General features: G+C 69.2%; 22 protein-coding genes and 1 tRNA gene. 14 read left to right on the top strand and 9 right to left on the bottom strand.

All coding sequences use genetic code 11. The features are described 5' to 3' along the window. Positions 1-534 precede the first annotated feature (534 nt). Positions 535-1,023: a YajQ family cyclic di-GMP-binding protein gene (locus tag QSK26_RS19125; protein WP_285776537.1), complete on the bottom strand. Its 489-nt coding sequence runs from the start codon at positions 1,021-1,023 to the stop codon at positions 535-537. A gap of 143 nt (positions 1,024-1,166) precedes the next feature. Between QSK26_RS19125 and QSK26_RS19120 the strand changes: the two genes are divergently transcribed. Next, positions 1,167-1,248: transfer RNA gene (locus QSK26_RS19120), tRNA-Tyr, on the top strand. Positions 1,249-1,603: 355 nt separating this feature from the next. Here the strand turns inward: QSK26_RS19120 and QSK26_RS19115 are convergent. Beyond that, positions 1,604-2,149 carry a site-specific integrase gene (locus tag QSK26_RS19115; protein ID WP_285776536.1) on the bottom strand — a complete coding sequence of 182 codons (546 nt, stop codon included), beginning with the start codon at positions 2,147-2,149 and terminating at the stop codon, positions 1,604-1,606. A gap of 583 nt (positions 2,150-2,732) precedes the next feature. On the opposite strand from QSK26_RS19115, the gene QSK26_RS19110 reads away from it, so the two are divergent. Then, the gene (locus tag QSK26_RS19110) at positions 2,733-3,143 is read left to right on the top strand and encodes a hypothetical protein (protein WP_285776535.1); all 411 of its coding nucleotides are present in this window, start codon (positions 2,733-2,735) and stop codon (positions 3,141-3,143) included. A gap of 402 nt (positions 3,144-3,545) precedes the next feature. On the opposite strand, the gene QSK26_RS19105 is transcribed toward QSK26_RS19110, so the two are convergent. Both QSK26_RS19105 and QSK26_RS19100 read right to left on the bottom strand, forming a co-directional pair. Next, positions 3,546-3,701 carry a hypothetical protein gene (locus QSK26_RS19105; RefSeq protein ID WP_285776534.1) on the bottom strand — a complete coding sequence of 52 codons (156 nt, stop codon included), beginning with the start codon at positions 3,699-3,701 and terminating at the stop codon, positions 3,546-3,548. Between the two features lie 168 nt (positions 3,702-3,869). Beyond that, on the bottom strand, positions 3,870-4,055 hold the full coding sequence (locus QSK26_RS19100) for a hypothetical protein (protein ID WP_285776533.1): 186 nt from the start codon (positions 4,053-4,055) through the stop codon (positions 3,870-3,872). A gap of 544 nt (positions 4,056-4,599) precedes the next feature. Between QSK26_RS19100 and QSK26_RS19095 the strand changes: the two genes are divergently transcribed. Together QSK26_RS19095 and QSK26_RS19090 are read left to right on the top strand one after the other, a co-directional pair. Beyond that, positions 4,600-5,274 (top strand): DUF4097 family beta strand repeat-containing protein, encoded by a 675-nt coding sequence (locus QSK26_RS19095; protein ID WP_285776839.1) that lies wholly within the window; start codon positions 4,600-4,602, stop codon positions 5,272-5,274. A 436-nt stretch (positions 5,275-5,710) separates the two neighbouring features. Then, a complete protein-coding gene (locus QSK26_RS19090; RefSeq protein WP_285776532.1) occupies positions 5,711-6,133 on the top strand; it encodes a hypothetical protein in 423 nt (140 codons plus the stop codon). Between the two features lie 110 nt (positions 6,134-6,243). Here QSK26_RS19090 and QSK26_RS19085 read toward each other — a convergent pair whose 3' ends face one another. From QSK26_RS19085 to QSK26_RS19070, 4 genes are all read right to left on the bottom strand, one after another. After that, entirely contained in the window at positions 6,244-7,188 is a 945-nt protein-coding gene (locus QSK26_RS19085) for an acyl-CoA desaturase (RefSeq protein WP_502888724.1), read from the bottom strand. A gap of 285 nt (positions 7,189-7,473) precedes the next feature. Continuing rightward, a complete protein-coding gene (locus QSK26_RS19080) occupies positions 7,474-8,469 on the bottom strand; it encodes an STAS domain-containing protein (RefSeq protein WP_285776530.1) in 996 nt (331 codons plus the stop codon). 278 nt (positions 8,470-8,747) lie between these two features. Further along, positions 8,748-9,206, bottom strand: a complete 459-nt coding sequence (locus QSK26_RS19075; RefSeq protein ID WP_285776529.1) for a DUF5990 family protein — start codon at positions 9,204-9,206, stop codon at positions 8,748-8,750. A gap of 101 nt (positions 9,207-9,307) precedes the next feature. After that, on the bottom strand, positions 9,308-9,745 hold the full coding sequence (locus QSK26_RS19070; RefSeq protein WP_285776838.1) for a VOC family protein: 438 nt from the start codon (positions 9,743-9,745) through the stop codon (positions 9,308-9,310). 180 nt (positions 9,746-9,925) lie between these two features. On the opposite strand from QSK26_RS19070, the gene QSK26_RS19065 reads away from it, so the two are divergent. The 6 genes from QSK26_RS19065 to QSK26_RS19040 all read left to right on the top strand — a co-directional run bounded on the left by QSK26_RS19065 (position 9,926) and on the right by QSK26_RS19040 (position 20,633). Continuing rightward, positions 9,926-10,771 (top strand): NTP transferase domain-containing protein, encoded by an 846-nt coding sequence (locus tag QSK26_RS19065; RefSeq protein WP_285776528.1) that lies wholly within the window; start codon positions 9,926-9,928, stop codon positions 10,769-10,771. Between the two features lie 17 nt (positions 10,772-10,788). Next, positions 10,789-12,591, top strand: coding sequence for an aldehyde ferredoxin oxidoreductase family protein (locus QSK26_RS19060; protein WP_285776527.1), 1,803 nt, complete (start codon positions 10,789-10,791; stop codon positions 12,589-12,591). Between the two features lie 202 nt (positions 12,592-12,793). Continuing rightward, positions 12,794-15,754, top strand: coding sequence for a formate dehydrogenase subunit alpha (gene fdhF / locus QSK26_RS19055; protein ID WP_285776526.1), 2,961 nt, complete (start codon positions 12,794-12,796; stop codon positions 15,752-15,754). Then, the gene (locus tag QSK26_RS19050; RefSeq protein ID WP_285776525.1) at positions 15,755-17,500 is read left to right on the top strand and encodes an NAD(P)H-dependent oxidoreductase subunit E; all 1,746 of its coding nucleotides are present in this window, start codon (positions 15,755-15,757) and stop codon (positions 17,498-17,500) included. Beyond that, a complete protein-coding gene (locus QSK26_RS19045) occupies positions 17,497-18,717 on the top strand; it encodes a molybdopterin molybdotransferase MoeA (RefSeq protein WP_285776524.1) in 1,221 nt (406 codons plus the stop codon). The genes QSK26_RS19050 and QSK26_RS19045 overlap by 4 nt, the downstream gene beginning before the upstream one ends. Beyond that, positions 18,714-20,633, top strand: a complete 1,920-nt coding sequence (locus QSK26_RS19040) for a molybdopterin biosynthesis protein (RefSeq protein WP_285776523.1) — start codon at positions 18,714-18,716, stop codon at positions 20,631-20,633. The genes QSK26_RS19045 and QSK26_RS19040 overlap by 4 nt, the downstream gene beginning before the upstream one ends. Before the next feature lie 60 nt (positions 20,634-20,693). On the opposite strand, the gene QSK26_RS19035 is transcribed toward QSK26_RS19040, so the two are convergent. Beyond that, complete coding sequence (locus QSK26_RS19035) at positions 20,694-21,647, bottom strand: substrate-binding domain-containing protein (RefSeq protein WP_285776522.1); 954 nt, start codon at positions 21,645-21,647, stop codon at positions 20,694-20,696. Between QSK26_RS19035 and QSK26_RS19030 the strand changes: the two genes are divergently transcribed. The 4 genes from QSK26_RS19030 to QSK26_RS19015 all read left to right on the top strand — a co-directional run. After that, positions 21,532-22,578, top strand: a complete 1,047-nt coding sequence (locus tag QSK26_RS19030) for an ABC transporter substrate-binding protein (protein WP_285776837.1) — start codon at positions 21,532-21,534, stop codon at positions 22,576-22,578. The genes QSK26_RS19035 and QSK26_RS19030 overlap by 116 nt on opposite strands. A 22-nt stretch (positions 22,579-22,600) precedes the next feature. Next, the gene (locus tag QSK26_RS19025; protein ID WP_285776521.1) at positions 22,601-23,302 is read left to right on the top strand and encodes an ABC transporter permease; all 702 of its coding nucleotides are present in this window, start codon (positions 22,601-22,603) and stop codon (positions 23,300-23,302) included. Further along, complete coding sequence (locus tag QSK26_RS19020; protein ID WP_285776520.1) at positions 23,299-24,393, top strand: ABC transporter ATP-binding protein; 1,095 nt, start codon at positions 23,299-23,301, stop codon at positions 24,391-24,393. The genes QSK26_RS19025 and QSK26_RS19020 overlap by 4 nt, the downstream gene beginning before the upstream one ends. 500 nt (positions 24,394-24,893) lie before the next feature. Next, the coding region (locus QSK26_RS19015; protein ID WP_285776519.1) for a serine hydrolase at positions 24,894-25,176 on the top strand (283 nt) is incomplete at its 3' end.

Genomic DNA, 25,176 nt, shown 5'->3' with positions numbered 1-25,176 from the left:
ATGAGCTCCCGCACAGTCACGATCAAAGCCGCCCTGGCCCGCGAGCAAGGTCGTCGATCGTGCCGAGAACCGGATGTCGGACGACCGTCCGCAGTTCCCCGCAGTGCAGGGCGGTACTCGGGTACTCCGGCTCAGCGGTGGTCTGTACGGCGGTGGTCTGTACGGCGGTGGCCGGAAGTGGCTGGCGGGGCGGCGGGGTCACGGGTGTTCGGCACGCTACGGCGACCGGTTCGCCGGTTCTGCCCAGATCGTCCTTCGCAGCCGCACGGACCACCTTCGAGTCCCTGGGCCTGCCACGACGCGGCCCCGAGACGGCGCGCTCCCGCAGCACTTACCTGGGAAACTCGCAGCACTCGCGTGGGGACCCGCAGCACTTACACAAGGGCCCCGCGGCGCTTGCGTGGGGGAGTGGCCCGAGGCACAGGAGCGAACACGTGTCCTGGTGGACCGTGCGCTTGGCCGTGTGCCCCGGATGTGCCCTCCGAGTGCGATCAACTCGTGAAACAGCAGGTCAGAACCTCAGAGGAGCCCTGCCTAGCGATAGTTCGTGAACTGCAGGGCGATGTCCAGGTCCTTGCCCTTGAGCAGGTTGATGACCTCTTGCAAGTCGTCCTTCTTCTTCGAACTGACACGCAGCTCGTCACCCTGGATCTGCGCCTTCACGCCCTTAGGACCCTCATCCCGGACGATCTTGGAGATCTTCTTCGCCTGGTCCTGGTCGATCCCCTCCTTCAACGCGATCCCGAGGCGGTACTCCTTACCGGACAACTTCGGCTCGCCCGCGTCCAAGACCTTCAGCGAGAGCCCTCGCTTGATCAGCTTCTCCTTGAACACGTCAAGGACGGCGTTGGCCCGCTCCTCACTGTTGGCCTTGACCTCGATCGCCTCTCCCGACCAACTGATGCTCGCCCCCGTCCCCTTGAAGTCGAACCGGTGTCCGACCTCCTTGACGGTCTGGTTCAGCGCGTTGTCGACCTCCTGCCGGTCGATCTTGCTGACGATGTCAAAACTCGAATCGGCCATCGGATACGTGTCCTCTCTACGTCGCTACGACCTTAGCGATCCCAACCAGTCGGGGTGCGAACCTCCCGCCGGACAAACCGGTGTCACGTCGACCCCCGAAGTCCGCTATTCTTCTACCTGTCACCGCAACAAGCGGACGACACGGCAGGTTGCCCGAGCGGCCAAAGGGAACGGTCTGTAAAACCGTCGGCTCAGCCTACGATGGTTCGAACCCATCACCTGCCACAGCAGGGAAAACGGCCCCTGACCAGCGGAAACGCGTCGGTCGGGGGCTGTTCTGCTTTTCCGGCCTCGTGCAGCCATGGGCCGCCGTGAGTGGCCCGTTGTCGCTGCTCCACCAATATGCGTGCAATGATCTTGAGCGCTGTTCTCGCACCTCACGGCGGCAGTTACGGCCGTTCGGGTGAGCTGGAGCCAGCCTACAAACGGCGAAGGGCCCCGGATGGCTTCCGGGACCCTGTCGGTACGGTCTGCGTCGTTGCTACGGCCTGCGTCTCACAGCGCCAGGGCGTCGTCGACCCGGCGGTTGGCGATCTCCTTTTGACCGTCTAGGCACTTGGCGTAGACCCGCAGGAGGACGTCAACGCTGTGTCCGGCGCGTTCGGCCGAACTCTTCGATGTGCTGGCGCAGGATCTTGACCAGTGTCGGAGGGATCGGCACGGGTCGTACGTCGTCACGGCCCCGATGCTTGAGGCCGCGTTCCTCGTGGGTGGTGCCGCTGTTGGTCCACCGTGTGCCGGTTTCTGGCCGGGAGACGTCGATCAGGAGCCGACCCCAGCCGTTGGCCGGAAGGTGGCAGTCCTGTCGGCGGAGGGCGACGGCCTCAGCGGGACGAAGGGCCGCGTAGTACATGCAGGCGAACAGAGCCATGAGCCGCCGCCCACGGCCGCGCTTGCCCACATAGGTCACCGCGGTCAGCAGATCCTCGGCCTGGCGGGGATTGACCGCCACCCGAGGGTCGATCGTCTCCGTCGTCTTGGGGGGCTTCCACTTGACCTTGTGGAGCGGGTTGGACGAAAGCTCTCCGAGTTCCACGGCGTACTCCAGGACCGCATGCAGCACGGCCCGCTTACGCCTGACCGTGTTCGCGCCGGCTGCCTTGCCGTCGCGTCCGGTGCGATACATGAATCCCAGGGTGCGTAACGCTGGCCTTCTCTCGCCGCCGTGGTCGCGTGCTCAAGTGCCAGAGGCAGGGCGCTGTCGTAGAAGTCGATCAGAATTCCGGCGAGTAACCCTCCCGCATCGACGTCTCCTCTCTCGGCCAGTGCCTTCGAATGCGGAGCCGCAGTGCTGCTTCCACACTGCCGCTCTTCGAAGCCCCGATCCACAAGGTGGCAGCCGATTTCCAATCACCAATTGTAGTGGCTTGCCTTCCCTGTGTGATCGTCTCGGTAGCCTGCTGGGTGAGTGCGTAGTTCTCTTCCACACGCGGCATCCTGACGTATTCGGCTCCGGGGATCCTCAAAGGCAGAGCGGGTTGCAGTTCGCTGCTGTGCCGGCGAGTTCCAGGAAGACCGGCGATGGGCATTGGTCCAGATGGAACGGCATGGCAAAGGTAAGATCCGAGCTGCTGATGCGGATTGGGTTCCAGCCCGAGGAGTCACGATCCCTCTCCTCGGTGCTCTCGTCCTAGGGGCCGGAAGAGATGGGACTATCGGTGCGGCGACCCGTCCGCCGCGCTCCCGAGAACTGAAAGTGGACCCCCAGCATGCCCCTTTCTGTAAAAGTTGCCCGGAACCTGATCTGGTTCCAGGCGACGCTCGCCCTGGTCAGCATCGTTCTGCTCATCCCGAGGCTGGAATTCGACCCCAACGACTTCCTGGAGGACCTGCTCTACGTCCTCTACTTCCTCCCGCCACTCGCCGCCGCCTGGTTGGCGAACCAGTGGCACACCCGTCGTCCGCGGGTCCGTCACGCCACCATCGCCGTCCAACTCGCCATTCCCTTGCTCGACTTCATCTACTTCCTGATCGAAGGCACCCTCGATTGGGTCTTCACCGCACCCTGGTCAGCGCTCATCGTGACTTTGCTCCTGCTTTCTCCAGCGAGAACCTGGTTCGCCCCTGCGCTCCAGATCCCACGCACCCCGTCGGAGCCAGCACCGCCCGCCGCCTCCTGACGGTCCTCGGCCGCCAGCGGCTTCACCCTTAAGGCGTGGCCCTTGGATCATGGAGTTGGGGTGCGGAGCCAGATCCTGATCGAGGCGACGTCGATGGGGCCCTGGTGAATGAGCCGGCGTTTGCCGGTCCTCAGGGCGACGGCCCTGTGACTCTTCAGCTTGCCGGAACACCGCTCGACGGTGTCGCACTCGGTAGCGATTGCCGCAAGAGGAGCACGCCTTGTCCGCCAGGACCCGCCCCGGCATGCGCCGGGCATGCGGCCCCTAGGGGCCGGTTCCGACGCGCGCGCAGGACCCCGGGCCGTCGCCGCACGCGCGCCGCGCCGAACTCACGCCATCCGCCGGCCTCTGGTCGCGCCGCCGCCCCAAGACAGCTTTCTTCTGCTCCAGGGCCGGAAGAAGTCAGTTACGCCGGGTGCCAACTAGATTGGCCAAGATTTCGATGTACGTGTATTCGTCGTCCGACGTATCTGCGTTGAACAGCGCGATGATGAGGCCCTGCTCAACCAGGGCACAGCCGACGCCGTCACTGTCTCTATCGTCCAGACCTCTGACCACGAACTGTGGGACTGTATACGTCAACAGGTTCTCACCGTACGACAACTCGTACGCGTCGTCTTCAAAGTAGAGATAGTTGTCATTATACAGGAGGGAAACGTCATTGACCGCGCTGACGATCGCTTGAAACTCCTCGGGCTGGACACTGAAATCATCGGGACTGACGGCTCAGAGTTGGCCGTCGAGTCCGTAGACAGCTATTTTGGTGTACCCGGCGAGCTGCACCGCCTGTTCCAGCGCGGTTTGCAAGTCGCTTTTCGACACGTTCAACCCCTCCCGTGTGGCCCTGCTGGGTGCGGGACCCGTCGCGGTGGCCACCACATGCTCGTTGTTCGCCAGGATCCTCTTCGCCATCGTCGATCAACATGAGCCTCTGATCAAGGGGCCACAGGAGCCAGTACTGGCAGCACGCGCACCGACACATCCATATGAATCGAGCTCCAGCACTTCGACGGAATCGAACGCCTCACCTCGATAAGGGTTCGCCCTGCCCGCGACCAGCGGCAATCTCCGCCCGTCGGCGTAGTTGCACAACAAACGCCTCCCTATTCCCGCACTCCGGCAGCTCAGAACGGCGACGGCCGCCGACGCACGTGCGACGCGACCACCAGTGATCAAGTGCCGGGGGTGGCGTGCGGCCGACGACGTGCCCGTGGAAGTACGTTCGCGCATGCCTCTCAATATCTATTCTGCGAAGGGTGTGGACGTCGGCCCACGTGGACATCCCTGCGCGGCCACGGGGTCAGGCCCGGTCGGCTGCTTCCGCCGTATGTCAGCGGCGGCGTCAGGACGGCGACAGCCCGGCATCAGAACGGTCGGCGATCGTAAAGCCATGAACGGCTCAGCGATCGCGGCCTCGGGGCTGCGGACTGGGCCACACCAGCGCAAGGAGCACATGATGCAGAAGTTCGACACCTCCGCCCCGATCTCCGCCGTCCTGGACATCCCCGCGGGACGCGTCCAGTTCATCGCCGCCGACCGGGCCGACACCGCGGTCGAGGTCCTGCCCGCGAACGCCTCGAAGAGCCGCGACGTGAAGGCGGCGGAGCAGACCACCGTCGCATACGCTGACGGCGTCCTGCGGATCCAGACCGCCGCGGCGAACCAGTACTTCGGCCCGTCTGGATCCATCGAGGTGACGGTCAAGCTGCCCGCCGGCTCCCGCATCCAGGGCAAGGCGGCCAGCGCCGAGCTGCGTACCGTCGGCCGCCTCGGCGACGTCGCCTTCGAAGGCGCCTACAGCCAGATCAAGATCGACGAGGCCGCGAGCGTGCGCCTCACCGCCCTCGACGGTGACGTCGAGGTCGGCCGGCTGGGCGGCCCCGCGCAGATCAGCAGCGCGATCAGCACCGCACGGGGCGACATCCGGATCGCCGAGGCCGTGGGCGGCACGGTGGTGCTCCGTACCCAGTCCGGTGACATCTCGATCGCCGCCGCCGGCGGAGTCTCGGCCTCCCTGGACGCCGGCACCGCCCACGGCCGCATCTCCAACGCCCTCAAGAACGACGGCACCACCCAACTCGACATCCACGCCACCACCTCCAACGGCCACATCACCGCCCGCAGCCTGTGACCCGCAGCCTCCGAAAGGGAGGTGGACCGAGCTGCGGCCGATACGCGGCCAGGAGGGGGTGGTCGTGAGAGGAATCGCATTTCACGGCCGCAAGCTCAGCCGTGAGGAGGCTTTTCCGCATCCGTGGGTCTCCACCTGCTGACAGACCATCGACCACCTCTTGGAGCAAGACGCCACCGTCCGACAGCACCTCTACGGCGTTCCCATGGATGAGTCATAGCCGGGCGGGGGCCTCAGGCTCCAGGTCGAGTTCGGCGACTTTGCGGGAGCGGTTGCGGGGGTGGGACGGTGAAGTGGGTGGTGCCGGTGCGGTGGAGTCAGGCGTAATCGGTGCGGGCGGGTTTTTTGCGACTGTGGGGGTTTGGGCGCGTACACCCCAGGAAGGGGGACATTGAAGCCGCTTGAAGCGATGCCCCAACTCTTGGGAGGAGGAGTCATGACCGAGCCAGCACCGCGCGCTCGCAAGCCCAGGTCGGCGAGGATCGCGACGCACGAGCCCGAGGAGCAGCAGGGGAGAGGACCGGTCGTGGAGCACAACGGTCAGAGACGCGGGTTCACACTGGATCTGCCTATGCTCAGCCTCAATGTCCACCGGCCGAACGTCAGCCGCCAGCAGGTCGGGAGTGTGGTCGGCACCGTGGCGGGAACCGCCCGGTCGGTTCTGCGGCCGGATCACTTCCTTTACTACAGCGGTCTCGCCGCTCTGGCCGCGTTCGAGGTGATCGAGTGGCCGGTGGCGGCAGCCATCGGGGCCGGCCTGATCGTTGCTGAGCGTAGCCGTAGGCGACGGGGCGAGGTACCGGAGCAGCGGCCGTCCTCGCCGAGGCGAGGTGCGGAGCCGGCGACCGCGTCCGCGTGATCAACGATCGAGGGGTAGGACTGAGGCCGCCGCTCAAAACGCTGTGGCTTCCTGGAACGGGCTGCGGGCCATGCATGCACGGCTCGAAGGGCATGCACGGCCCGAAGACCTTATGGGGACGGCTTCCGGTGTCGTGTGGCCAGGCGGGTTGGAGTGGGCCAGCGCACGTCGCGGGCCCAGCCGAGCCCTTCCAGTAGCCGGATCAGCCTGGCGGAGGGATCGATCTGGCCGGGCAGCATGCCATGGCGGGCACAGGTGGGATCGGAGTGGTGGCCGTTGTGCCAGCTCTCGCCGAACGACAAGATCGCTAGCGGCCAGAAGTTGGCGGCCCGATCCCCGGGGCGTGTTTTCAGCGGGCGCTCGCCGAAGACGTGGCAGATGGAGTTGATCGACCAGGTGACGTGGTGGAGCAGCGCGATCCGTACCAGGGTGCCCCAGAAGAACGCGGTCACCGCTCCCTGCCAGGTACCGGTGAGCAGTAGACCGGCTCCGGGAGGCAGGAGGAGCGAGGCCGCCACCAGCGGCAGGAACAGCCGGTCCACCCGGCCGATGTCGGCATCGGCGAGCAGGTCCCGGGCGAAACGACGCGGGTTGGTGATATCACGGTTGGACATCCAGCCCACGTGCGAGAAGGCCAGGCCCTTCGCCAGGGCGCGCACGCTGTGACCGTAGCGCCAGGGGGAGTGCGGGTCTCCCTCGCGGTCGGCGAAGGCGTGGTGCCGCCGGTGATCGGCCACCCATTGGATGACCGGACCCTGCACGGCCAGGCTCCCGGCCACGGCCAAGGCGACGCGCAGCGACCGGCCGGCCTTGAACGAGCCGTGGGTGAGATAGCGGTGGAACCCCACCGTGATGCCGAGCCCGGTGACCACATACGCGATGGCCGCGATGACCACGTCGGCCCAGCTCAGCCCCCACCCCCAGGCGACCGGTACCGCGGCGGCCAGCGCCGCGAACGGCACCAGCACGAACACCCACAACGCGATCACAGCGGCCACGGGTTTGTGCCCGTCGATGAGCGGTGCCGGCACAGTTCTCGCATCTGCCGAAGTCATTCCAGCCGCCTTTCTCATGGAACGCGGGTGCGCCTTCGCACTCCACGGAAACAGGGTTCGCCTGCCCGTACCCGAAGCGGCCACACCCTCGGCAACGTTTCGGGACGCCAAGTGAAAGCGAAGCGATGGACACGAGCGCGGGTCGCCGGAGCCACGGACGTGGCCGGGGGACCCGGTCTGGTCTCGGTACTCGGCCGGGGCGCAGCGCCCTCGGTCGTCATGAGGTAGGCCGACCGTTGGTGGCACGTCAGAGGGCGGGCTCGGCGTAGCCTCCGCCGGATCCGGTTACGCCGTCACCGGCAGGTGTCGGTCCAGGCCGGTGATGCGCAGCAGCTTGGACATGTGCGGGCGGGGTGCGGCCAGGGCGAGGGTGATGCCCATCGGCCTGGCGCGGCGCTGGATGCCGACCAGGACGGCCAGGCCGGAGGCGTCGCAGAACGACACGCCGGACAGGTCGAGGATGAGCAGGCTCGCGCTGGACCGCAGGGCGGCCAGGAGGCGCTCGCGCAGTGCCGGGCTGGTGAGGAGGTCGATCTCACCGGACAGGTGGACGGTGGTCGAGGCCGATCGGTCGCCCCTGCCAAGTGGGAAGGCGTCGGGAACGCCAAGCGGGAAGGCGTCGGGGACGCCAAGCGGGAAGGTGTCAGGTACGCCAAACGGGAAGGTGTCGGGGACGGCCATGGGGTTCTTCCATGGCATCAGAGATGAGGTGGTCGTCGGGTGGGGCGGCCGTTCGGCAGTCGCCGGGCGGTGCCGGTATCGCCCGGCCCGTGCTTGCCGGGTACTGCGCGGGCGCTGATCGATGATGTGCCCGCCCTCGTTCTCCCACTCGGCCGGACCGTCGCCCTCCGGCGTACCGGTACCGGTCGTGGATCGTTGAGCGGCGGTGAGGATGTCGGCCGGGCGCAGGCCGGGCGTTCCCCGGGCGGCGAGCGAGAGCGCCGCCGCGGCCGGGCCGGCTGCGCTGCCCGGCGGGATGACCAGCAGCATGATCGGCTCTGCTCCCAGGGGGATCAGGCTGATCAGGTGCGGGTCGGTGTGGCGGAACCAGCCCACCCGGACCTGCCGCCCACGGGCCGGGAGACGGCGCGGGATGTTGTCCCAGGCGTCGGGATGCAGGCCGACGCGTAGCGTCATCCTGCCGAGTCGCTGGTCGACGGCGGCGATGAGGCCGGGCAGTTCGGCGGCGGCGTCACGAGAGTGCGGCCACCACGCCCCGTCCATGGTGCCCCGCCGGCGGAGCGCGGGATCCAGCCTGAGCCGGACCGTGGAGTCGATCACGGGGGGTGCGCCGGTTACGGCGCTGAGCGGCTTGAGATGAGAAAGGACTGTCGGCGTCATGGTCGCCTGGCCTGTCCAGGCCCCCTTGCGGGGGCCGAAGTGGTCTATCGCCGGGGGCGACGCCGACCTGAGTGCCAACGCTCGAAAAATCCTCGGTACTTTTGATACTACCTCCAATTTCCCGAAATTTAGGGATTTAGGAAGTAAATAGTGCTATTTCTTAAAAAAACACGTACAGACCTGCCGAAACCGCACGCCAACCTCATCCGGTGACCGGTTCAGGGCGCGGGGGCGGACCAGTCGATGAGGGGAGGACGGACCGCCGCGCACAACGGCTGCCCGCGGGAGTCGGTCAAGGACAGCCGGGCCACCAGCATCCCACTGTGCACCGCGTGCTCCAGGACGTTCGGCGGGATGGCGTCGAAGTGCAACTTCGCCCGGCGGAACATCGACAACACGCCGTCGTCGCCCAGCGCGCCCCACGACAGGTACACGAACCGGGCCCCCGGCCTGCCCTGTACGTACGGGCCGAGGAGATCCCACCCGGCCTCCTTCGCTGTGGCGGTGACCTCCAGCTCCCAGACCGCCGCCGATGCGTCACCGGGATGGAGCCCGAGGATCTCATCTCGGCGATCCCGCCGTTGCACCCCGACCTGGATGTTGCGGTATCCGGGAAAGCCCGGCGCCTGACCGCAGTCCCGGCCCGGCAGTTCGGACGCCTCGATGCGAATGAGCACACCGACATCATCCACCGCCGACTGATGGCGCCGGCGGCACCGCGGCGTTGGGCGCCGAGTCGAGCTGGTTCGGAGCCGCCCAGGATGGGGCCGCCGCGTGGTCAGGGCGTGGCGGCATGGACCTGTTCGGCCAGTCCGACGACGATGCCCTCGGGGCCGCGGACGTAGCAGAGCCGGTAGCTGTTCTCGTACTGCGCGAGTTCGCCGACGAGTTCGGCGCCGTGGGTGCGCAGGCGGGCGATGACGTCCTCGATGTCGTCGACGGCGAACATGATGCGACGGATGCCCAGTGTGTTCGCCGGTGCGTCCTTCGGCTCGCTGCTGATCGCCTTGGGCGTGTGGAACATCGCCAGCTCGATCCGGCCGTGGCCGTCCGGGGTCCGCAGCATCGCGACGTTCTGCCGGACGTCGTCGATCCCGATGACGCGCTCCACCCAGCGTCCCTCGATCGGCGCCCTGCCCTCCAGCTCCATGCCGAGTTCGACGAAGAACGAGATAACAGCGTCAAGGTCGTCGACAACGATGAGGACGTTGTCCATTCGCCGGATCGTCATGCTGGGTCTCCTTGGTGTGGTGCGGCCACGGTGGCCGCATCCGCCCCTGGGACGGAGCCGGCCGGTCGTTCTCGACATCCTCTGCACGAGATCTTCGACCTGTCACGCGCCGGCCGTACCGCCCGAGTGTCCGGAGAGGCGGTTGGCGTCGCCTAGCATGCGGGCATGCAGACTGCTGCGGGCGTTGTGCTGGCGGGCGGGCGCTCCACCCGGATGGGGAAGCCCAAAGCCTGGCTGGAGTGGCACGGATCGACCTTGCTGTATCGCACCGCCGCGGTGCTCGCCAGGACGGTCGGGGGGCCGGTCGTCGTGGTCGCCGCGCCCGGCCAGGAGTTGCCGCCGCTTCCGTCGGGGGTCACGGTGGCCGAGGATCCCGTGGAGGGGCTGGGGCCCATGCAGGGCCTGGCCGTGGGGCTCGCGGCGGTGGCCGACCGGGCCGAGACGGCGTTCGCGTGCTCCACCGATCTGCCGTTCCTGCATCCGGCCTACATCCGTTGTGTGCTGCGAGGGCTGAGCCCGGGGACCGACATGGCGCTACCGGTGGCGCGCGGCTTCCGGCAACCGCTGGCCGCCGGCTACCGGACCGCCCTGGCCGGGCTGATCGCCGACCTCCTCGCCGAAGGCGACCTGCGGCCCGGCATGCTCTTCAAGCACTGCCAGGTGGCCCAGTTGAGCGACGAGCAGTTGCTCGCCGACACCGCGGTCATGCGACATGATCCGACGTTGGAATCCGTGGTGAACGTCAACACCCCGGAGGAGTACGCGGCGGCGCGTGACCGGCTGCCGCCGGAGATCGTCGTCGAGTGTTTCGGCGCGTTGGCGAGGAACGGCGGGCACCGGCCGCGCGGTGTCCGGGCCGCCACGCTCGGAGCCGCGGCGGCCGCGGTGGGGCTGGAGCTGGACCGCCACGTCGTGGCCGCGATCAACGGCGATCAGGTGACCCGGGACGAGTCGCTGCCGCTGGTGGTGGGGGACACCGTCGCCTTCCTGTCCGCGGACGCCGGCGGCTGAGGCTTTAGAGTCGAGGCATGACGCCTGGTGGTTTCTTCGGGAGAGCGTTGCTCGTCGATGTCGACGGCGGGGAGGCGACAGGCGACGCCTTCGAGCTGAGTGAGCGCGTGCTGCGCTCATATCTGGGCGGCGTGGGGCTCGGCACCTGGTTGCTGCACCGGCTGGCGCCTCCCCGGGTCGACCCGCTGGCCCCGGAAGCGCCGTTGGCCTTCGTCTTCTCCTCGCTGGTCGGGACTCCGTTGACGACCAGTGCGAAGTTCGCGGTGGTGGCCAAGTCGCCGTTGACCGGACTGCTGACCGATGCCCTCGCCTCCAGCCAGTTCGCCATCGCCGGAAAGCTCACCGGGCATGACGCGATCGTGATCCGCGGCCGTGCGGACGAGCTCTCGGTGCTTCTGATCGACGGCGACGGCGTGCGCCTCGAACCGGCGCCGGAGCTGGCCGGGCTGCCGGCCGCGGAGGCCGAGACCTCGGCGAAGTCGCGCTTCGGCCGGAACTGGCGGACCGCGGCCATCGGCCCGGCCGGCGAGCGCCAGGTGCGATACGCGACGATCAGCCATGACGGCCGCCATGCCGGCCGGGGTGGCCTGGGCGCGGTGCTGGGCGCGAAGAACATCAAGGCCGTGCTGGTCAGGGCGACGACCAAGGTGTCGGTCGCCGATCAGGCCGGTGTCCTCGCCGCCGCCCGTGACCTGCGTAGGCGCAGCTTCGGGCCGGCCACCGCGAAGTACCGGGAACTCGGCACACTGGCCAACCTCCTGGCCTTCAACGCCGTCAGCACCCTGCCCACGCGTAACTTCACCGCGGCGACCTTCGAGGGCGCACCTCAGTTGGCCGCCGAAGAGCTGCACGAGCTGCGCGGAGTGGCGCGCAACAGTTGCGCGTCGTGCTCCATCGGGTGTGAGCACATCTACTCGCGCAAGGGCGGCGGAAGCCAGCGTATGGAGTACGAGAACGTGTTCGCGCTCGGCCCGCTGTGCGGGGTGTCCGACCCCGACGACGTGTTCGCCGCCAGCGCGCGCTGCGACGAGCTGGGAATCGACACGATCTCGGCGGGCGGCACGATCGCCTGGGCCATGGAGTGTGTCGAGCGTGGCCTCATCGACGAGCCGTGGCTGCGGTTCGGCGACGGCGCGGCGGTGTTGCGCGCGCTGGATGCGATCGGGACGCGGTCGCCGGGCCTGGGGGAGTTGCTGGCGCGGGGTTCGCGCCGGGCGGCCGAGGTGGTCGGGCACGACTCGATCGACTTCGCGCCGCAGGTCAAGGGGCTGGAGCTGCCCGGTTACGAGCCGCGAAGCCTCCAGTCGATGGCGCTCGGGCTCGCGGTGAACGCCAGGGGGGCCGACCACAACCGGTCCGGGGCGTACGAGGCCGACCTGTCGGGTGAGCTTGACCGGCTGGATGGCGGAGCGGCCCACGTCGCCGCCGCGGTCGGCACCGAGGATCGAGCTGCCGTCATGGATTCGATGATTCTGTGCAAATTCTTGCGCGGTGTCTTCGATGATCCCTTCACGGACTGGGCCAGGCTGCTCGCACTGGTCACGGGGTGGACGTTGGACGCCGGTGAACTGCGGGACACCGCTCGGCGGATCGTCCGGGCGAAACGCGCGTTCAACCTGCGTGAGGGCGCCACCGCGGCCGACGACACGTTGCCGGCCCGGATGCTGGAGACGCCGCTGGAGCTGGGTTCCGGCCGTAGTGCGGTGCTCGACGCCGGTCGCCTGGGGTCGATGATCGCCGGATACTATGCGGCGCGAGGCTTGGACGAGGAGGGGCGCATCCCCGCGGCCGGCCTTGATGACCTGCTGCTCGACGCTTAGCTCCTTGCCCTTCATATGCGGGCCGCCTCTGAATACGCGGAGAATCGCGAGGGCAAACTTTCGCGAAACTTGACAATCCGGTCATCCTGGCACTAACAACGATCTAAGTGGGTAAGTGGCATTAAGGTGATACCAAGATTGCCGCGGTACACTGTATGGCGTATTCTGTATGCTCTCTAACCGCTCGACTGACGGGGTTGAGATGACGATCCTTGAAGAGCCGGCGTCGGCCGTCCGGACCGTGACAGCCGAGATCGACGGCCGTACCGTGACCGTGCCGGAGGGCACCAGCATCTACGATGCCGCGAAGCAGGTCGGCATCGATATCCCGGTGTTGTGCCACGACGAGCGCTACGACCCCGTGGGCGTGTGCCGGATGTGCGTGGTGGACACCGGCGGCCGGGCCTTCGCCGCGGCGTGTGTGCGCCCCTGCGACGACGGCATGCAGGTCAGGACCAGCACTCCGGAGCTGGAGCGCAACCGGGCGACCTTGACCGAGTTGCTCATCTCCGACCAGCCGCCGCGGGCGGAGGATCCGAAACAGACGACGACCGGCGACAACCTGCTCCTCGAACTCGCCGACCGGTTCGACGTGGCCAAGGAGACGACCGATCTGCCGTGCGGTTCCGGCCGAGGGCTGGACTCGTCGAACCCGGTGATCGAGGTCAACCACGACGCGTGCATCCTCTGCGACCGTTGTGTGCGCGCATGCGACGACATCCAGGGCAACGACGTCATCGGCCGCTCGGGCAAGGGCTACTCGACCACGATCGCCTTCGACCTCAACGACCCCATGGGCGCCAGCTCGTGCGTGACCTGCGGCGAGTGCGTGCAGGCGTGTCCCACCGGCGCCCTGACCAACAAGGCGATCAACAACATCCCCATCCAGCCCCGCGAGACGCTGGACGCGGTGGACAGCGTGTGCCCGTACTGCGGTGTCGGCTGCGCGCTCACCTACTACGTCGACCGGTCCCGCGGCGCGATCGCCTTCGCGGAAGGCCGTGACCAGCCGGGCTCCAAGAGCAGGCTGTGCGTCAAGGGCCGGTACGGCTGGGACTACGCGGCGTCGCCGCAGCGGCTCACCGTGCCCTTGATCCGGAAGGACTCGTCCTACCCCAAGGGGCCGCTGTCGGAGGACGTCCGCGGCGACGCGGGCAACGATCGGGGACGCGCCGGCGACGGCGGGAACCGCAGCGGCGGAGGCCGTAGCGCGAAGCTCAGCAAGAACGGCAAGGACGGCCGCCGCAAGCCGGGCGGCCTGGTCGACTACGACGAGGTTCTGCCGCACTTCCGCGAGGCCACCTGGGAAGAGGCGCTCGACCTCGTCGCCCGGCGGCTGACGGAGATCCACGCGGAGCAGGGAGCGGGCGCCATCGCGGGGTTCGGCTCCGCGAAGTGCTCCAACGAAGAGGCGTACCTCTTCCAGAAGCTGATCCGGGCCGGGTTCGGCACCAACAACGTCGACCACTGCACCCGGCTCTGCCACGCCTCGTCGGTGGCCGCGCTCTTCGAGGGCGTCGGCTCCGGCGCGGTGTCGACCACCTACGGTGACGTGGCCAACGCCGATGTCGTGATCATCACCGGTTCCAACCCGACGGCGAACCACCCCGTCGCCAGCTCCTTCTTCAAGCAGGCCCGGCGGCGTGGCACGAAGATCATCTATGTCGACCCCCGGGCCAGCACGGTCGCCGAGCACGCCGACTACCACTGCCAGGTCAAGCCCGGCACCGACGTGGCCTTCTACAACGGGATCATGCACGAGGTGATCCGGCTCGGCCTGATCGACCTGGAGTTCATCAAGGCCAGGGTCTCCAACTTCGAGGAACTGGTCCGTACGGTCAACGACTACCCGCCGGAGCGGGCCGCGCAGATCACCGGCGTCGACGCGGACCTGATCCGCGAGGTCGCGCGCGTCTGGGGCGAGGCGAAGGCCGGCGTCATCTACTGGGGCATGGGCATCTCCCAGCACACCACCGGTACCGACAACGCCCGCTGCCTGATCGCGATGTGCTCGATCACCGGCAACGTCGGCAAGCCGGGCACCGGCCTGCACCCGCTGCGCGGGCAGAACAACGTCCAGGGCGCCTCCGACGCCGGACTGATCCCCATGTTCTACCCCGACTACCAGGGCGTCGACGCGGACGCCACCCGCCGGCGGTTCGAGGAGGCCTGGGGCACGGAGCTCGACCCCAACCGCGGCCTCACCGTCACCGAGATCATCGGCTCGGTGCTCAAGCCCGGCGGCGTCCGCGGCATGTACATGCTCGGCGAGAACCCGTTCCTCTCCGACCCCAACATCAACAAGGTGCGCAAGGCCCTGGGCGCGCTGGACTTCCTGGTGGTGCAGGACATCTTCCTCACCGAGACCGCGGAGTTCGCCGACGTCATCCTGCCGGCGTCGTCCTACCTGGAGAAGGAGGGGAGCTACACCAACACCGACCGCCGGGTGCAGCTCGGCCGCAAGGTGATGGACCCACCGGGCCAGGCGCGGGTGGACTGGGAGATCATCCAGGACATCGCCCGGCGGATCGGGCTGGACTGGTCGTACTCCTCTCCCAGCGAGGTGTTCGACGAGATGGTCGCGCTCATGCCCTCGTACGCGAACCTGCGCCACGACAACCTCGGGCTGACCGGGAAGCTCTACCCGAACGAGGACCCCGAGCACTCCGACGGAACCGTGGTGCTGTTCGACGAGCGGTTCAACACCGACGACGGCCTCGCCCACCTCGTACCGGCGCACTGGCTCCCGGCGAAGGAACTGCCGGACGCCGAGTACCCGCTGGTGCTCAACACCGGCCGGCTGCTCGAACACTGGCACACCGGGTCGATGACCCGCCGGTCCTACGCGCTGGACACGATCTCGCCGATCGCCGAGGTGTACATGCACCCCAAGGACGCCGCCGACCGGGGGCTGGCGCACGGCCAGCGGGTCCGGGTGCGTTCCCGGCGTGGAGCCATCGAGCTGCAGGTGCGCATTTCGCACCGTGAGCAGCTGGGCAACTGTTTCATCCCGTTCCACTTCCGGGAGGCGGCGGCCAACCTCCTGACGATCGACGAGATCGACCCCTACGGCAAGATCCCCGAGTTCAAGTTCTGTGCGATCCAGGTCGAGGCGTTGAGCGCGGTCGACGCGGAGCCCCTCAGCAGCATGGGAAGTGTCTAAATGACCCTGAGTTCCGAGCTGGGACGCCGCCAGGTCCCCGGTGTCGAGGCACGGGCCGGGAAGTTCCCCGGGCCGTCGTTGATCCCGGCGCTCAACGCCATCCAGGCGCGGCTGGGCTGGTTGCCGCGAGAGGAGCTCGAAGAGCTCGCCCGCACCATGCGGCGTCCGCGGTACGAGATCGAGGGTTTGATCTCGTTCTACCCGCACTTCCGGACGACCCCGCCCGCCAAGGTCGCGATCAACGTGTGCCACGACCTGTCGTGCTGGCTGCGGTCCGCCGACGATCGGATCGCGGAGGTGCGTGCACGCTACGGTGACGACACCGAGATCGAGCTCACCGAGGTGTCCTGCCTGGGCCGCTGCGACATCGCCCCGGCGCTGGCGGTCAACGAGCAGCCGGCGCCGGTGGCCGACGTCGACGCGCTGGTCGGCGCCGCGCGGGACGACGAGCTCGCCGAGGTGACCGTCACGGGACGGACCGAGCCCTGGCCGAACGACCCGTACCCGGCCGGATCGGATGTCTCGGCGCGGTACGCGAGCCTGCGCGCGTTGCTGGCCGGCGAGATGAGTGCGGACAGCGTGGTGGCCACGCTGGAGAGTTCCGGCCTGCGCGGGATGGGCGGCGCCGGGTTCCCCACGGGCAGGAAGTGGGGCCTGGTCGCCTCCGCCGAGCCGGGCAGCGTCAAGTACGCGATCTGCAACGCCGACGAGTCCGAACCGGGCACGTTCAAGGACCGCCAGATCCTGACCGACCAGCCGCACCTCGTGATCGAGGGCATCCTGCTCGGCATGGCGGTGGTCGGAGCCGAGCAGGGCTGGATCTTCATCCGGCACGAGTACGGCCCCGAGGAGCGCGTGCTGCACGCGGAGATCGCGGCACTGCGCGAGGCCGGGGTGATCGGGCAGAACGCCTGCGGCAGTGGCCGCCGTCTCGAACTCGACATCTTCGTCTCGCCCGGTGGCTACATCCTCGGTGAGGAGACCGCGCTCCTGGAGTGCATGGAGGGTCACCGCGGTGAGCCGCGCAACAAGCCGCCCTTCCCCGGCAACTACGGGCTGCACGGCCGCCCGACGTTGATCAACTCTGTGGAGACCTTCGCCGACGTGCCGGTGATCCTTCAGCGTGGCGCCGAGTGGTGGGCGGAGCAGGGCGCGGGCGACTCCGTCGGCTGGAAGTTCTTCGCCGTGTCCGGGCACGTGGAGAACCCCGGCGTGTACTGCGTGCCGATGGGCACGACGGTTCGAGAGCTGATCGACATCGCCGGCGGCGTGCTCGACGGCGCCCAGGTCGGCGCCGTGCAGCCGGGTGGAGCGTCCTCCAACTTCATCGGCCCCGACAAACTGGACCTCGCCCTGGACTTCGGGACGCTCGCCGAGGCCGGGACCATGCTGGGCTCCGGCGCCCTGGTCGTGCTCGCCGAGGGCACCGATCTCCTGGCCGCCTCGACGAACGTGCTGCGCTTCTTCCGCAACGAGTCGTGCGGCAAGTGCGTACCGTGCAGGGTCGGGTCCACCAAGGCCCACGACTTGCTGCGCGGCGTGCTGGACTCGGGTTCCTCCACCCTTGACGAAGCGCAGAGCGGGCGGATCCTGCAGTTGGAGGAGGCCATGCGCAAGACGTCGATCTGCGGGCTCGGACAGGTCGCACTGGGGCCGGTGGTGTCCGTGCTCGGACTGGACAAGGGCGCCGCGGCGGCTCGCCCGCAGCCGCGGCCAGAAGGCTCGACGGGACAACCGGATCGTTGAGCGGCCGGGAGTTCTTCACCGCCCGTACGCTGGCCGAGGTCCTGTCCGGATTCCGGCCCGCTCACCGCACGCCCGTGGAGTACGTTCCGCCGGCGGCGGCGCTGCGCCGGGTGCCGGTCGCGGACATACCCGCGCCGGCTGCCCTGCCCGGCTTCGCACGCTCCACCGTGGACGGCTTCGCGGTCCGGGCCTCGGACACCTACGGAGCCTCCGACGGGCTTCCGTCCTACCTCGACCTGCTCGGCGCGGTGCGGATGGGCGCCGAGCCCACCGTGGCGGTCCGGCCCGGCGGATGCGTCGCGATGCCGACCGGGGGAGTGCTGCCGGCCGGTGCCGACGCGGTGGTGATGGTCGAGTACACCGCTGAGACGATGCCGGGCACGATCGAGGTCACCCGGCCGGTGGCGCCGGGCGGTGGCATCGTGCGCGCCGACGAGGACATAGCGGCCGGTGCCGCGCTGGTGTCCGGCGGCCGGCCGCTGCGCGCGCCGGACCTCGGCTTCCTCGCCGCGGCGGGGGTGTCCACGGTCGCCGTGCACGCCCGTCCCAGGGTGGCGATCATCTCGACCGGCGACGAGGTGGTGCCACCCGAGACCGTGGACCTCGCGCCCGGCCAGGTGCGAGACGCCACGGCGTCCGCGCTGGCCGGGCTGGTCGCCGACGCGGGCGGCGAACCGGTCATCGCGGGCATCGTCCCGGACGAACCGGGAGCCTTGAAGGACCGGCTGACCGAGGTCCTGGCCGAATCCGACCTGGTGGTCGTATCGGCGGGCTCGTCGGTCGGTTCGAGGGACGAGACCGCGGGCGCGGTGGCCGCCATCGGCGAGATCTGGTGCCACGGGATCGCCATCAAACCCGGCAAGCCCACCCTGCTGGCGGAGTGCGCCGGGATCCCGCTCATCGGGCTGCCGGGCAACCCGCTGTCCGCGCTGGTCGTGTTCGGACAGGTCGGGGTACCGCTGCTGTGGCGTATCGCCGGTTGCGAGTACGCGCCGCCGCAGCCGAGCACCCGTGCCCAGCTCTCGCGCGACCTTCCCTCGGTCGCCGGGCGGCTCGACGTGGTCCAGGTCCGAGTCCGGGACGGGGTGGCGGAGCCGCTCTTCGGCCCCTCAGCGCTACTGTCGGTGCTGACCCGCGCCGACGGTTACCTGATCATCCCGGAACCGGCCACCGGCCTGGACGCGGGCACCGATGTAGAGGTCATCCTGTACCGATGAGCGCAGCAAGTCCCTTCGTCTCCGACGTCCCCGCGGCCCAGGCCCTCACCGTCTGGCGCGAGGCGCGTGCCGCCGCCGGGTGTCCGCTCCGGGTCGACGCCATCCGCGTACCGGTCGCGGACGCCGTGGGCCGGGTGACGGCCGAGCCGGTGTGGGCACGGCGGTCCTCGCCCGCCTTCGACTCCTCGGCCATGGACGGCATCGCCGTACGCGCGGGCGACACCGTGGGCGCGGCGGAGACCACCCCCGTCCTTCTCGCCGCCGGTGACTTCGAGGTCGTCGACACCGGCGATCCGCTGCCCGACGGGTACGACGCCGTGGTCATGCGCGAACACGTGCACCGGGTCGCGGACGGCAGGGCCGAGCTCCGGGCGGCGGTTCCGCCCTACCAGCACGTCCGGTCGATCGGCGAGGACATCAGCGCCGGTGAGTTGCTGCTCCCGGAAGGCCACCGGCTGCGCCCCGTCGACGTCGCCGCCTGTGCCGCGGCCGGCGTGGTCGAACTCGGTGTCCGCCGCGCGCCTCGCGTGGTCATCGTGCCGACCGGGGACGAGATCCGCCCGATCGGGGCAGACCTGACCCCCGGTGACATCCTCGACACCAACTCGATGATGCTGGCCGCGCAGGCCCGGGAGGCCGGTGGTGAGGCGCGGGTCACCGAGATCGTCCCCGACGACCCCGAGGCCATCACCGCGGTGCTCCGGGAGGCCACCGTCGAGGCCGACCTGGTCCTGCTCATCGCGGGTTCGAGCGCCGGGCGGGACGACTACACCGCTCGCGTGGTCGCCGGCGCCGGCGTGGTCGCGGTCCACGGGGTCGCCGTACGTCCCGGCCATCCGGTCGTCCTGGGGGCGGTCGCCGCGACTCCTGTGATCGGAGTCCCCGGCTATCCGGTATCGGCGGCACTGACCTTCGACATCTTCGCGGCTCCACTACTCGCAGAGCTGGAGGGCGCCGCGCCGCGTGAACGGCCGTCGGCTTCCGCGCGCCTGGCGAGGAAGCTGCCGTCCGCCATCGGGATGGACGACTGGGTACGGGTACGTCTGGGGCAGGTGCGTGGCCAGCTCGTCGCGACCCCGTTGCCCCGGGGGGCCGGCGTGCTCACTTCGCTGGTGCGCGCCGACGGCCTGCTCGTGGTGCCCTCCGGAGTGGAGGGCCACCACGCCGGCGAGCAGGTCCGGGTCGAACTGCTGCGCGGCCTGTCGGAGATCGGCCGTACCGTCGTCGCGATCGGCTCGCACGACCTGGTGCTCGACCTCGCCGCCTCCGCCCTGCGTGCCGCCGACCCGCTGATCACTCTGGCGTCGTCCAACGTCGGGTCGCTGGGCGGCCTCGTGGCCCTGCGCGACGGCCTGTGCCACATCGCCGGGTCGCATCTGCTGGACCCGTCGACCGGCGAGTACACGCTGCCGTACGTGGACAGGCTGCTGGGACCGAACGCGGACGTCGCCGTGATCCGGCTCGTCCACCGGGACCAGGGCTTGATCGTCGCACCCGGCAACCCTCTCGAACTGGCCGGAATCAAGGACCTGACCAGGCCCGACCTCCATTACGTGAATCGGCAGCGCGGAGCCGGCACACGTGCGCTGCTGGACCACGAGCTGGCGAAGCTCGGCATCGACGCGAGCGAGGTGCCCGGCTACTCCCGTGAGGAGCACACCCACCTCGCGGTGGCCGCGGCGGTGGCCGCGGGCCGGGCGGATGCGGGCATGGGCATCCTCGCCGCCGCTCGCGCGTTCGGGCTCGACTTCATCCCGGTGGCACAGGAGCCGTACGACCTGGTGCTCCGCGCCGGGGAGATCTCCGAGGAACTGCTGGCTCCGCTGTGGGCGCTCCTGGAGAGTCCCGACTTCCGCGCCGGCGTGGAAGGTCTGGGCGGTTACTCCTGTGCCGAAACAGGGCGGCGTATCCGCTGACAGGGCGCTGGTCGGGGTCGATGCCCGATGGTCACGCCTTGGCGGGGGCGCGGGCGTCGGTCAGGGGACCAGGGTGGCTACGTCCTTCGGACTCAGGGTGTCGGAGAGCTTCGTGACGTCGCCGGACCTGGAGGTGTCGTAGCCGCCCAGTGCGGAGATCGCGTCACGCAGCGTCGGCGTCTGTAGCGCGGCGATGAGCTGGGCGGCCGGTTCGAGAGCGTTCCGGGTCAGCCCGATGTCGAACTCCTCCCAGGCCAGGGGGATGAATTCGAGGTCCATGTTGATCGCGGCCGAGCGGACTCCCAGGCCGGCGTCGACGGTGCCGGTGGCGACTGCCAGGGCGACCTCCAGGTGGTTGCCGACCTCCGGTCCCCGGAGACCGTCCGGGTCGCGACCGGCGGCGAGAAGCAGCCGGTCCAGCAGGATCCGGGTCCCGGTACCCGGACGCCGGACGGAGACCCGTCGCCCGGTGAGATCGGCGACGCCGGTGATGCCCTGGGGGTTGCCCGGCGGCACGATCAGCCCCTGCTCGCGTCGCCAGAGGTGGATCAGGTGCGGTTCGAGGCCCCGCAGCATGCCGAGCGCGAAAGGCGCGTTGTAGACCCCGGTGTGGTGCAGCAGATGGATCGCGGCACCGTCCGCGCGACCGTGGCGAACGGCGCCGAGGCCGGCGATGCTGCCCTCGCCGGTGACCGTTCTCAGCTTGCCGTCCAGCGCGCCGGTGATGAGGTCGAGAGCGGGATCGTCGCTGCCGGTGAGGGTGAAAACCGAGTCCGCGTGCAGGAACCGCCGGGCAGCGAGCGCGGCACCGGGGGCCACGCGTGCACGGCGGCGGTCGGCCAGCTCAAGCACTCCCGCGTCGGCCAGCCGGCGCTGTGCCCGGCTGACCGTGGAGGCGGTGGTGTGCCACTGCTGGGCGAGATCGCGCACCCCCGGGAGTTCATCGCCTGGGTGCAGGGTCCCCGCGCTTATCCGATGGGCGAGATCGGCACAAATCTCCCGGTATCGGGTCACGTTTCATTACTTTACCTTTACGCTTGCACTGATCTGTAGTACCTCAGAAGGGGTCACAGTGCTGGAGAGAACGCGCTCTGTTGTTTTCGCATGCGTAGCGGCGGTCTTGCTGGCGGGGTGCGGGACTTCCGCGCCCTCAGGTGGATCCGCTTCAGGTCCCCCGGCGGAGAAATCGCTGATCTTGGCCACCACGACCAGCACCCAGGACAGCGGCCTGCTCGACGAGCTGTTGCCCGCGTTCACCCGGGACAGCGGCTGGCAGGTCAAGACCCTGGCGGTCGGTAGCGGGCAGGCCATCGAACTGGGCCGCCGCGGGGAAGCCGACGCGCTGTTGGTGCATTCCCCCGCGGCGGAGGAGAAGTTCGTCGCCGAGGGCAGCGCCGGTTCGCGGCGGCTGGTGATGCACAACGACTTCGTGCTGGTCGGTCCGGCGGCCGACCCGGCCGAAGTACGCGGCACGAGCAGCGTGGACGCCATGAAGAAGATCGCAGCCGCACAGGAGGTGTTCGTCTCCCGGGGCGACGAGTCGGGTACGCACACCAAGGAGAAGGACCTCTGGTCCAAGGCCGGAGTGACCCCGGGCGGATCCTGGTACCAGTCCACCGGGCAGGGCATGGGCGAGACCTTGCGGGTCGCCGGGGAGAAGGCCGCCTACACCCTGTCGGACCGGGCCACCTATCTCACCCAGCGCGGCACCCTGGCGCTGGAGGTGCTCAGTGAGGGCGATCCGAGCCTGCTGAACGTCTACCACGTCATCGAGATGACCAAGAAGGCAGGCGATCGGGTACGGCCCGACGGCGCGAAGGCGTTCGCCGACTGGATCGTCGCCCCGCCCGCGCAGCGGCTCATCGGTGAGTTCGGGCGAGCGAAGTTCGGCCAGCCGTTGTTCACGCCGGACGCCGGCGCGGACGAAGCCGAACTGGGCCAGTGAGCCCGGCCGGGGAGGTTGCTCGATGGACGTCCTGTTCGGCGGGCTGGTAGACGCGATCCGACTGCTGCTGTCCGGGGATGAGGACAGTTGGTCGATCATCGCGCTGACCCTGCGGGTCTCGTTGACCGCGACCGCGATCGCTCTGCTGATGGGACTGCCGCTGGGCGCGCTCGTGGCGCTGGGACGCCTCCCCGGCCGGCGGATCCTCCTCGCGGCGGCCAATACGGGGATGGGCATGCCGCCGGTGGTGGTCGGCCTGTTCGTCACCGTGCTGCTGTGGCGCAGCGGGCCGCTGGGCGGTCTCGGGCTGCTCTACACCCCCACCGCGATGATCATCGCCCAGGCCGCGATCGCCACCCCGATCGTGGTCGCACTGGTCGCGGCCGCACTGCAACAGGTCGATCCCGACTTCCGGGTGCAGATGCAGGCCCTGGGAGCGACCCCGATCCGCGCGCTCGCGGCGCTGCTGGGCGAGGCCAGGTTGCCGCTGCTGGCCGCGGCCATGGCCGCGTTCGGCGCGGTGGTGAGCGAGGTCGGGGCCGCGCAGATGGTCGGGGGCAACCTGGCCGGACAGACCCGGGTGCTGACCACCGCCGCGGTACTGGCGACCAGCCGCGGCGAGTTCTCGCTCGCGATCGCGTTCGGCATGATCTTGCTGCTGATCGCCTTCGGCGTGAACCTGACGCTGACCCTGATCCAGCAGCGACCGGCGGTGCCGCGGTGAGCAGCCAGAGTGCCGGGATCGGGTGCCGGGACCTCCGCGTGCACGCCGACGGCCGGGAACTGCTCAACGTGCCGGAGTTGCACGTCGCGTCGGGACGCACGCTGGCCGTACTGGGGCCCAACGGCGCCGGCAAGTCCACCCTGCTGCGCGCACTGGGCCTGCTCAGTAGCCATCGTGTCAGCGGACAGATCCTGCTCGACGGCCGTCCCGCGACGCGGTCGATGATGCGCCACGCGATCGGTGCTGTGCTGCAACGGCCGATCCTGCGCCGCGGCACGGTCGCCGCCAACGTGATCAGCGGACTGCGTTTCCGCGGTGTAAGCCGCCGGGAAGCGCATATCCGCGCACGGCCGTGGATCGAGGCGCTCGGCATCGAGCCCCTCGCCGGCCGGGATGCCCGCAGCCTGTCCATAGGCGAGGCTCAGCGGGTCAGCCTCACCCGCGCGCTCGCCGCCGGCCCTCGGGTGCTCCTGCTCGACGAGCCGTTCAGCGGGTTGGACAGCACCACCCGCGCCGACCTGCTCGCCGACCTGCGCGCCGCGCTGACCGGGCAGCCCACCGCCACGATCCTGGTCACCCACGACCGGCAGGAGGCCCTCGCCCTGGCCGAGGACACCGCGCTGCTGATCGACGGCCGGATCCGCCAGCACGGCCCGACCGCCGAGGTGCTGGACCACCCCGACGACGCCGGCACGGCCCGGCTGCTCGGTTACACCAACCTCCTCCCGCCGGCTCTCACCGGCCGGACGCACACCCTCGTGGCGCGACCCGAGCACACCCACCTCGTCCTCGACCTGCCGGCGGCCGACCCGACCCTCGCCCCGCCCCTCGACCCGCCCCTCGACCCGTCGGACCACATCGATGACGTGCGGCCGGTGATCGGGACGCTGCGCCGGACAGTCGCGCTCGGCGTCGCCACCCGTGTCGACGTCGACACCCCCACCGGCCCGCTGACCTGCCTGCACCCCGGTGACCTGCTCGCCGCCAAGCTCCCCCCGGTCGGCAGCGAGGTTCGTGTCAGGATCCGGCAGGCGCGGCCGTTGATCAGGGCTGACGAGCACCACCGGCACGACAAACCCTGTCGCACGTGACCTTTCGGCTGCTGTCGAAACATGTGATCCCTAGGCTCCATGCCGTGAAAGCAGCACACCCCGGTGCCAGGTCCCGTGAGTGGTTCGAAGATGCGCGGACGTCGCCTGCCGCCGGGCCGGGCTCTGACGCCCTCGCCAAGGGAGGACCCGGCGTGACGACGGGACAGATGATCGTCACCTTCGTGGCGGGCGTCGGTGCCGGCACTGAGCTCCACGGTATTGCGCACCCTCATCGTGGTGGTCGGCACCGCGGCCGTCGTTCAGCTGCTGTACCGGTGACGCGCAGGGGTGGCCGGCATCGAGTAGCACTAACAAAGGGATAGGGAGCAGGAAAAAGGCGTCGATTACCGTTTGCGGCCCTGCGGTGAACGGAAGACAAACCCCCGGAAGAATGGTCCGCCGGACGTTCTCGTCGCGGTATGTGCCCGGGGGATAATATGCCCAAGTTTCACAATATTGTCTGGTTTCTTGCGGTCGGCGCCGCGCTGACCGGTGGGGCCATGCCCGTGGGCACTCCCGCCGTCACGAGCCCTCCCGCGCAGGATGTGCCGGTCAAGGCGGCGCCGGGTGATCGGACCGCCGCGGCGATGCGGGCGTACCTGCGGGATCTGGCCCTGAACAACCGGTTCACCGGGGCGGTGCTGGTGGTGCGGCGTGGGGAGGTGCTGGTGCGGGCCGCCGCCGGTGCGGCGGACGCGGAGAGGCGCATCCCCAACCGGCCGGACACGGTCTTCCGGATCGCCTCGGTCACCAAGCAGTTCACCTCGATGATCATGCTGAAGC

The sequence above is a fragment of the Microtetraspora sp. NBRC 13810 genome (assembly GCF_030268685.1).
In the GTDB taxonomy this organism is placed as follows: Bacteria; Actinomycetota; Actinomycetes; order Streptosporangiales; family Streptosporangiaceae; genus BSRQ01.
The sequence above is the reverse complement of the archived record's forward strand: the minus strand, read 5'-3'. Positions and strand labels throughout refer to the sequence as shown.

Excerpts from the sequence above, each read along its gene's own strand:
- QSK26_RS19090 (WP_285776532.1), top strand. The coding sequence starts at position 5,711 with ATGACCGAGCCAGCACCGCGCGCTCGCAAGCCCAGGTCGGCGAGGATC.
- QSK26_RS19025 (WP_285776521.1), top strand. The coding sequence starts at position 22,601 with ATGGACGTCCTGTTCGGCGGGCTGGTAGACGCGATCCGACTGCTGCTG.
- QSK26_RS19050 (WP_285776525.1), top strand. The coding sequence starts at position 15,755 with ATGACCCTGAGTTCCGAGCTGGGACGCCGCCAGGTCCCCGGTGTCGAG.
- QSK26_RS19060 (WP_285776527.1), top strand. The coding sequence starts at position 10,789 with ATGACGCCTGGTGGTTTCTTCGGGAGAGCGTTGCTCGTCGATGTCGAC.
- QSK26_RS19085 (WP_502888724.1), bottom strand. The coding sequence starts at position 7,188 with ATGACTTCGGCAGATGCGAGAACTGTGCCGGCACCGCTCATCGACGGG.
- QSK26_RS19070 (WP_285776838.1), bottom strand. The coding sequence starts at position 9,745 with ATGGACAACGTCCTCATCGTTGTCGACGACCTTGACGCTGTTATCTCG.
- QSK26_RS19115 (WP_285776536.1), bottom strand. The coding sequence starts at position 2,149 with ATGTATCGCACCGGACGCGACGGCAAGGCAGCCGGCGCGAACACGGTC.
- QSK26_RS19100 (WP_285776533.1), bottom strand. The coding sequence starts at position 4,055 with ATGGCGAAGAGGATCCTGGCGAACAACGAGCATGTGGTGGCCACCGCG.
- fdhF (WP_285776526.1), top strand. The coding sequence starts at position 12,794 with ATGACGATCCTTGAAGAGCCGGCGTCGGCCGTCCGGACCGTGACAGCC.
- QSK26_RS19110 (WP_285776535.1), top strand. The coding sequence starts at position 2,733 with ATGCCCCTTTCTGTAAAAGTTGCCCGGAACCTGATCTGGTTCCAGGCG.
- QSK26_RS19065 (WP_285776528.1), top strand. The coding sequence starts at position 9,926 with ATGCAGACTGCTGCGGGCGTTGTGCTGGCGGGCGGGCGCTCCACCCGG.
- QSK26_RS19095 (WP_285776839.1), top strand. The coding sequence starts at position 4,600 with ATGCAGAAGTTCGACACCTCCGCCCCGATCTCCGCCGTCCTGGACATC.
- QSK26_RS19040 (WP_285776523.1), top strand. The coding sequence starts at position 18,714 with ATGAGCGCAGCAAGTCCCTTCGTCTCCGACGTCCCCGCGGCCCAGGCC.
- QSK26_RS19125 (WP_285776537.1), bottom strand. The coding sequence starts at position 1,023 with ATGGCCGATTCGAGTTTTGACATCGTCAGCAAGATCGACCGGCAGGAG.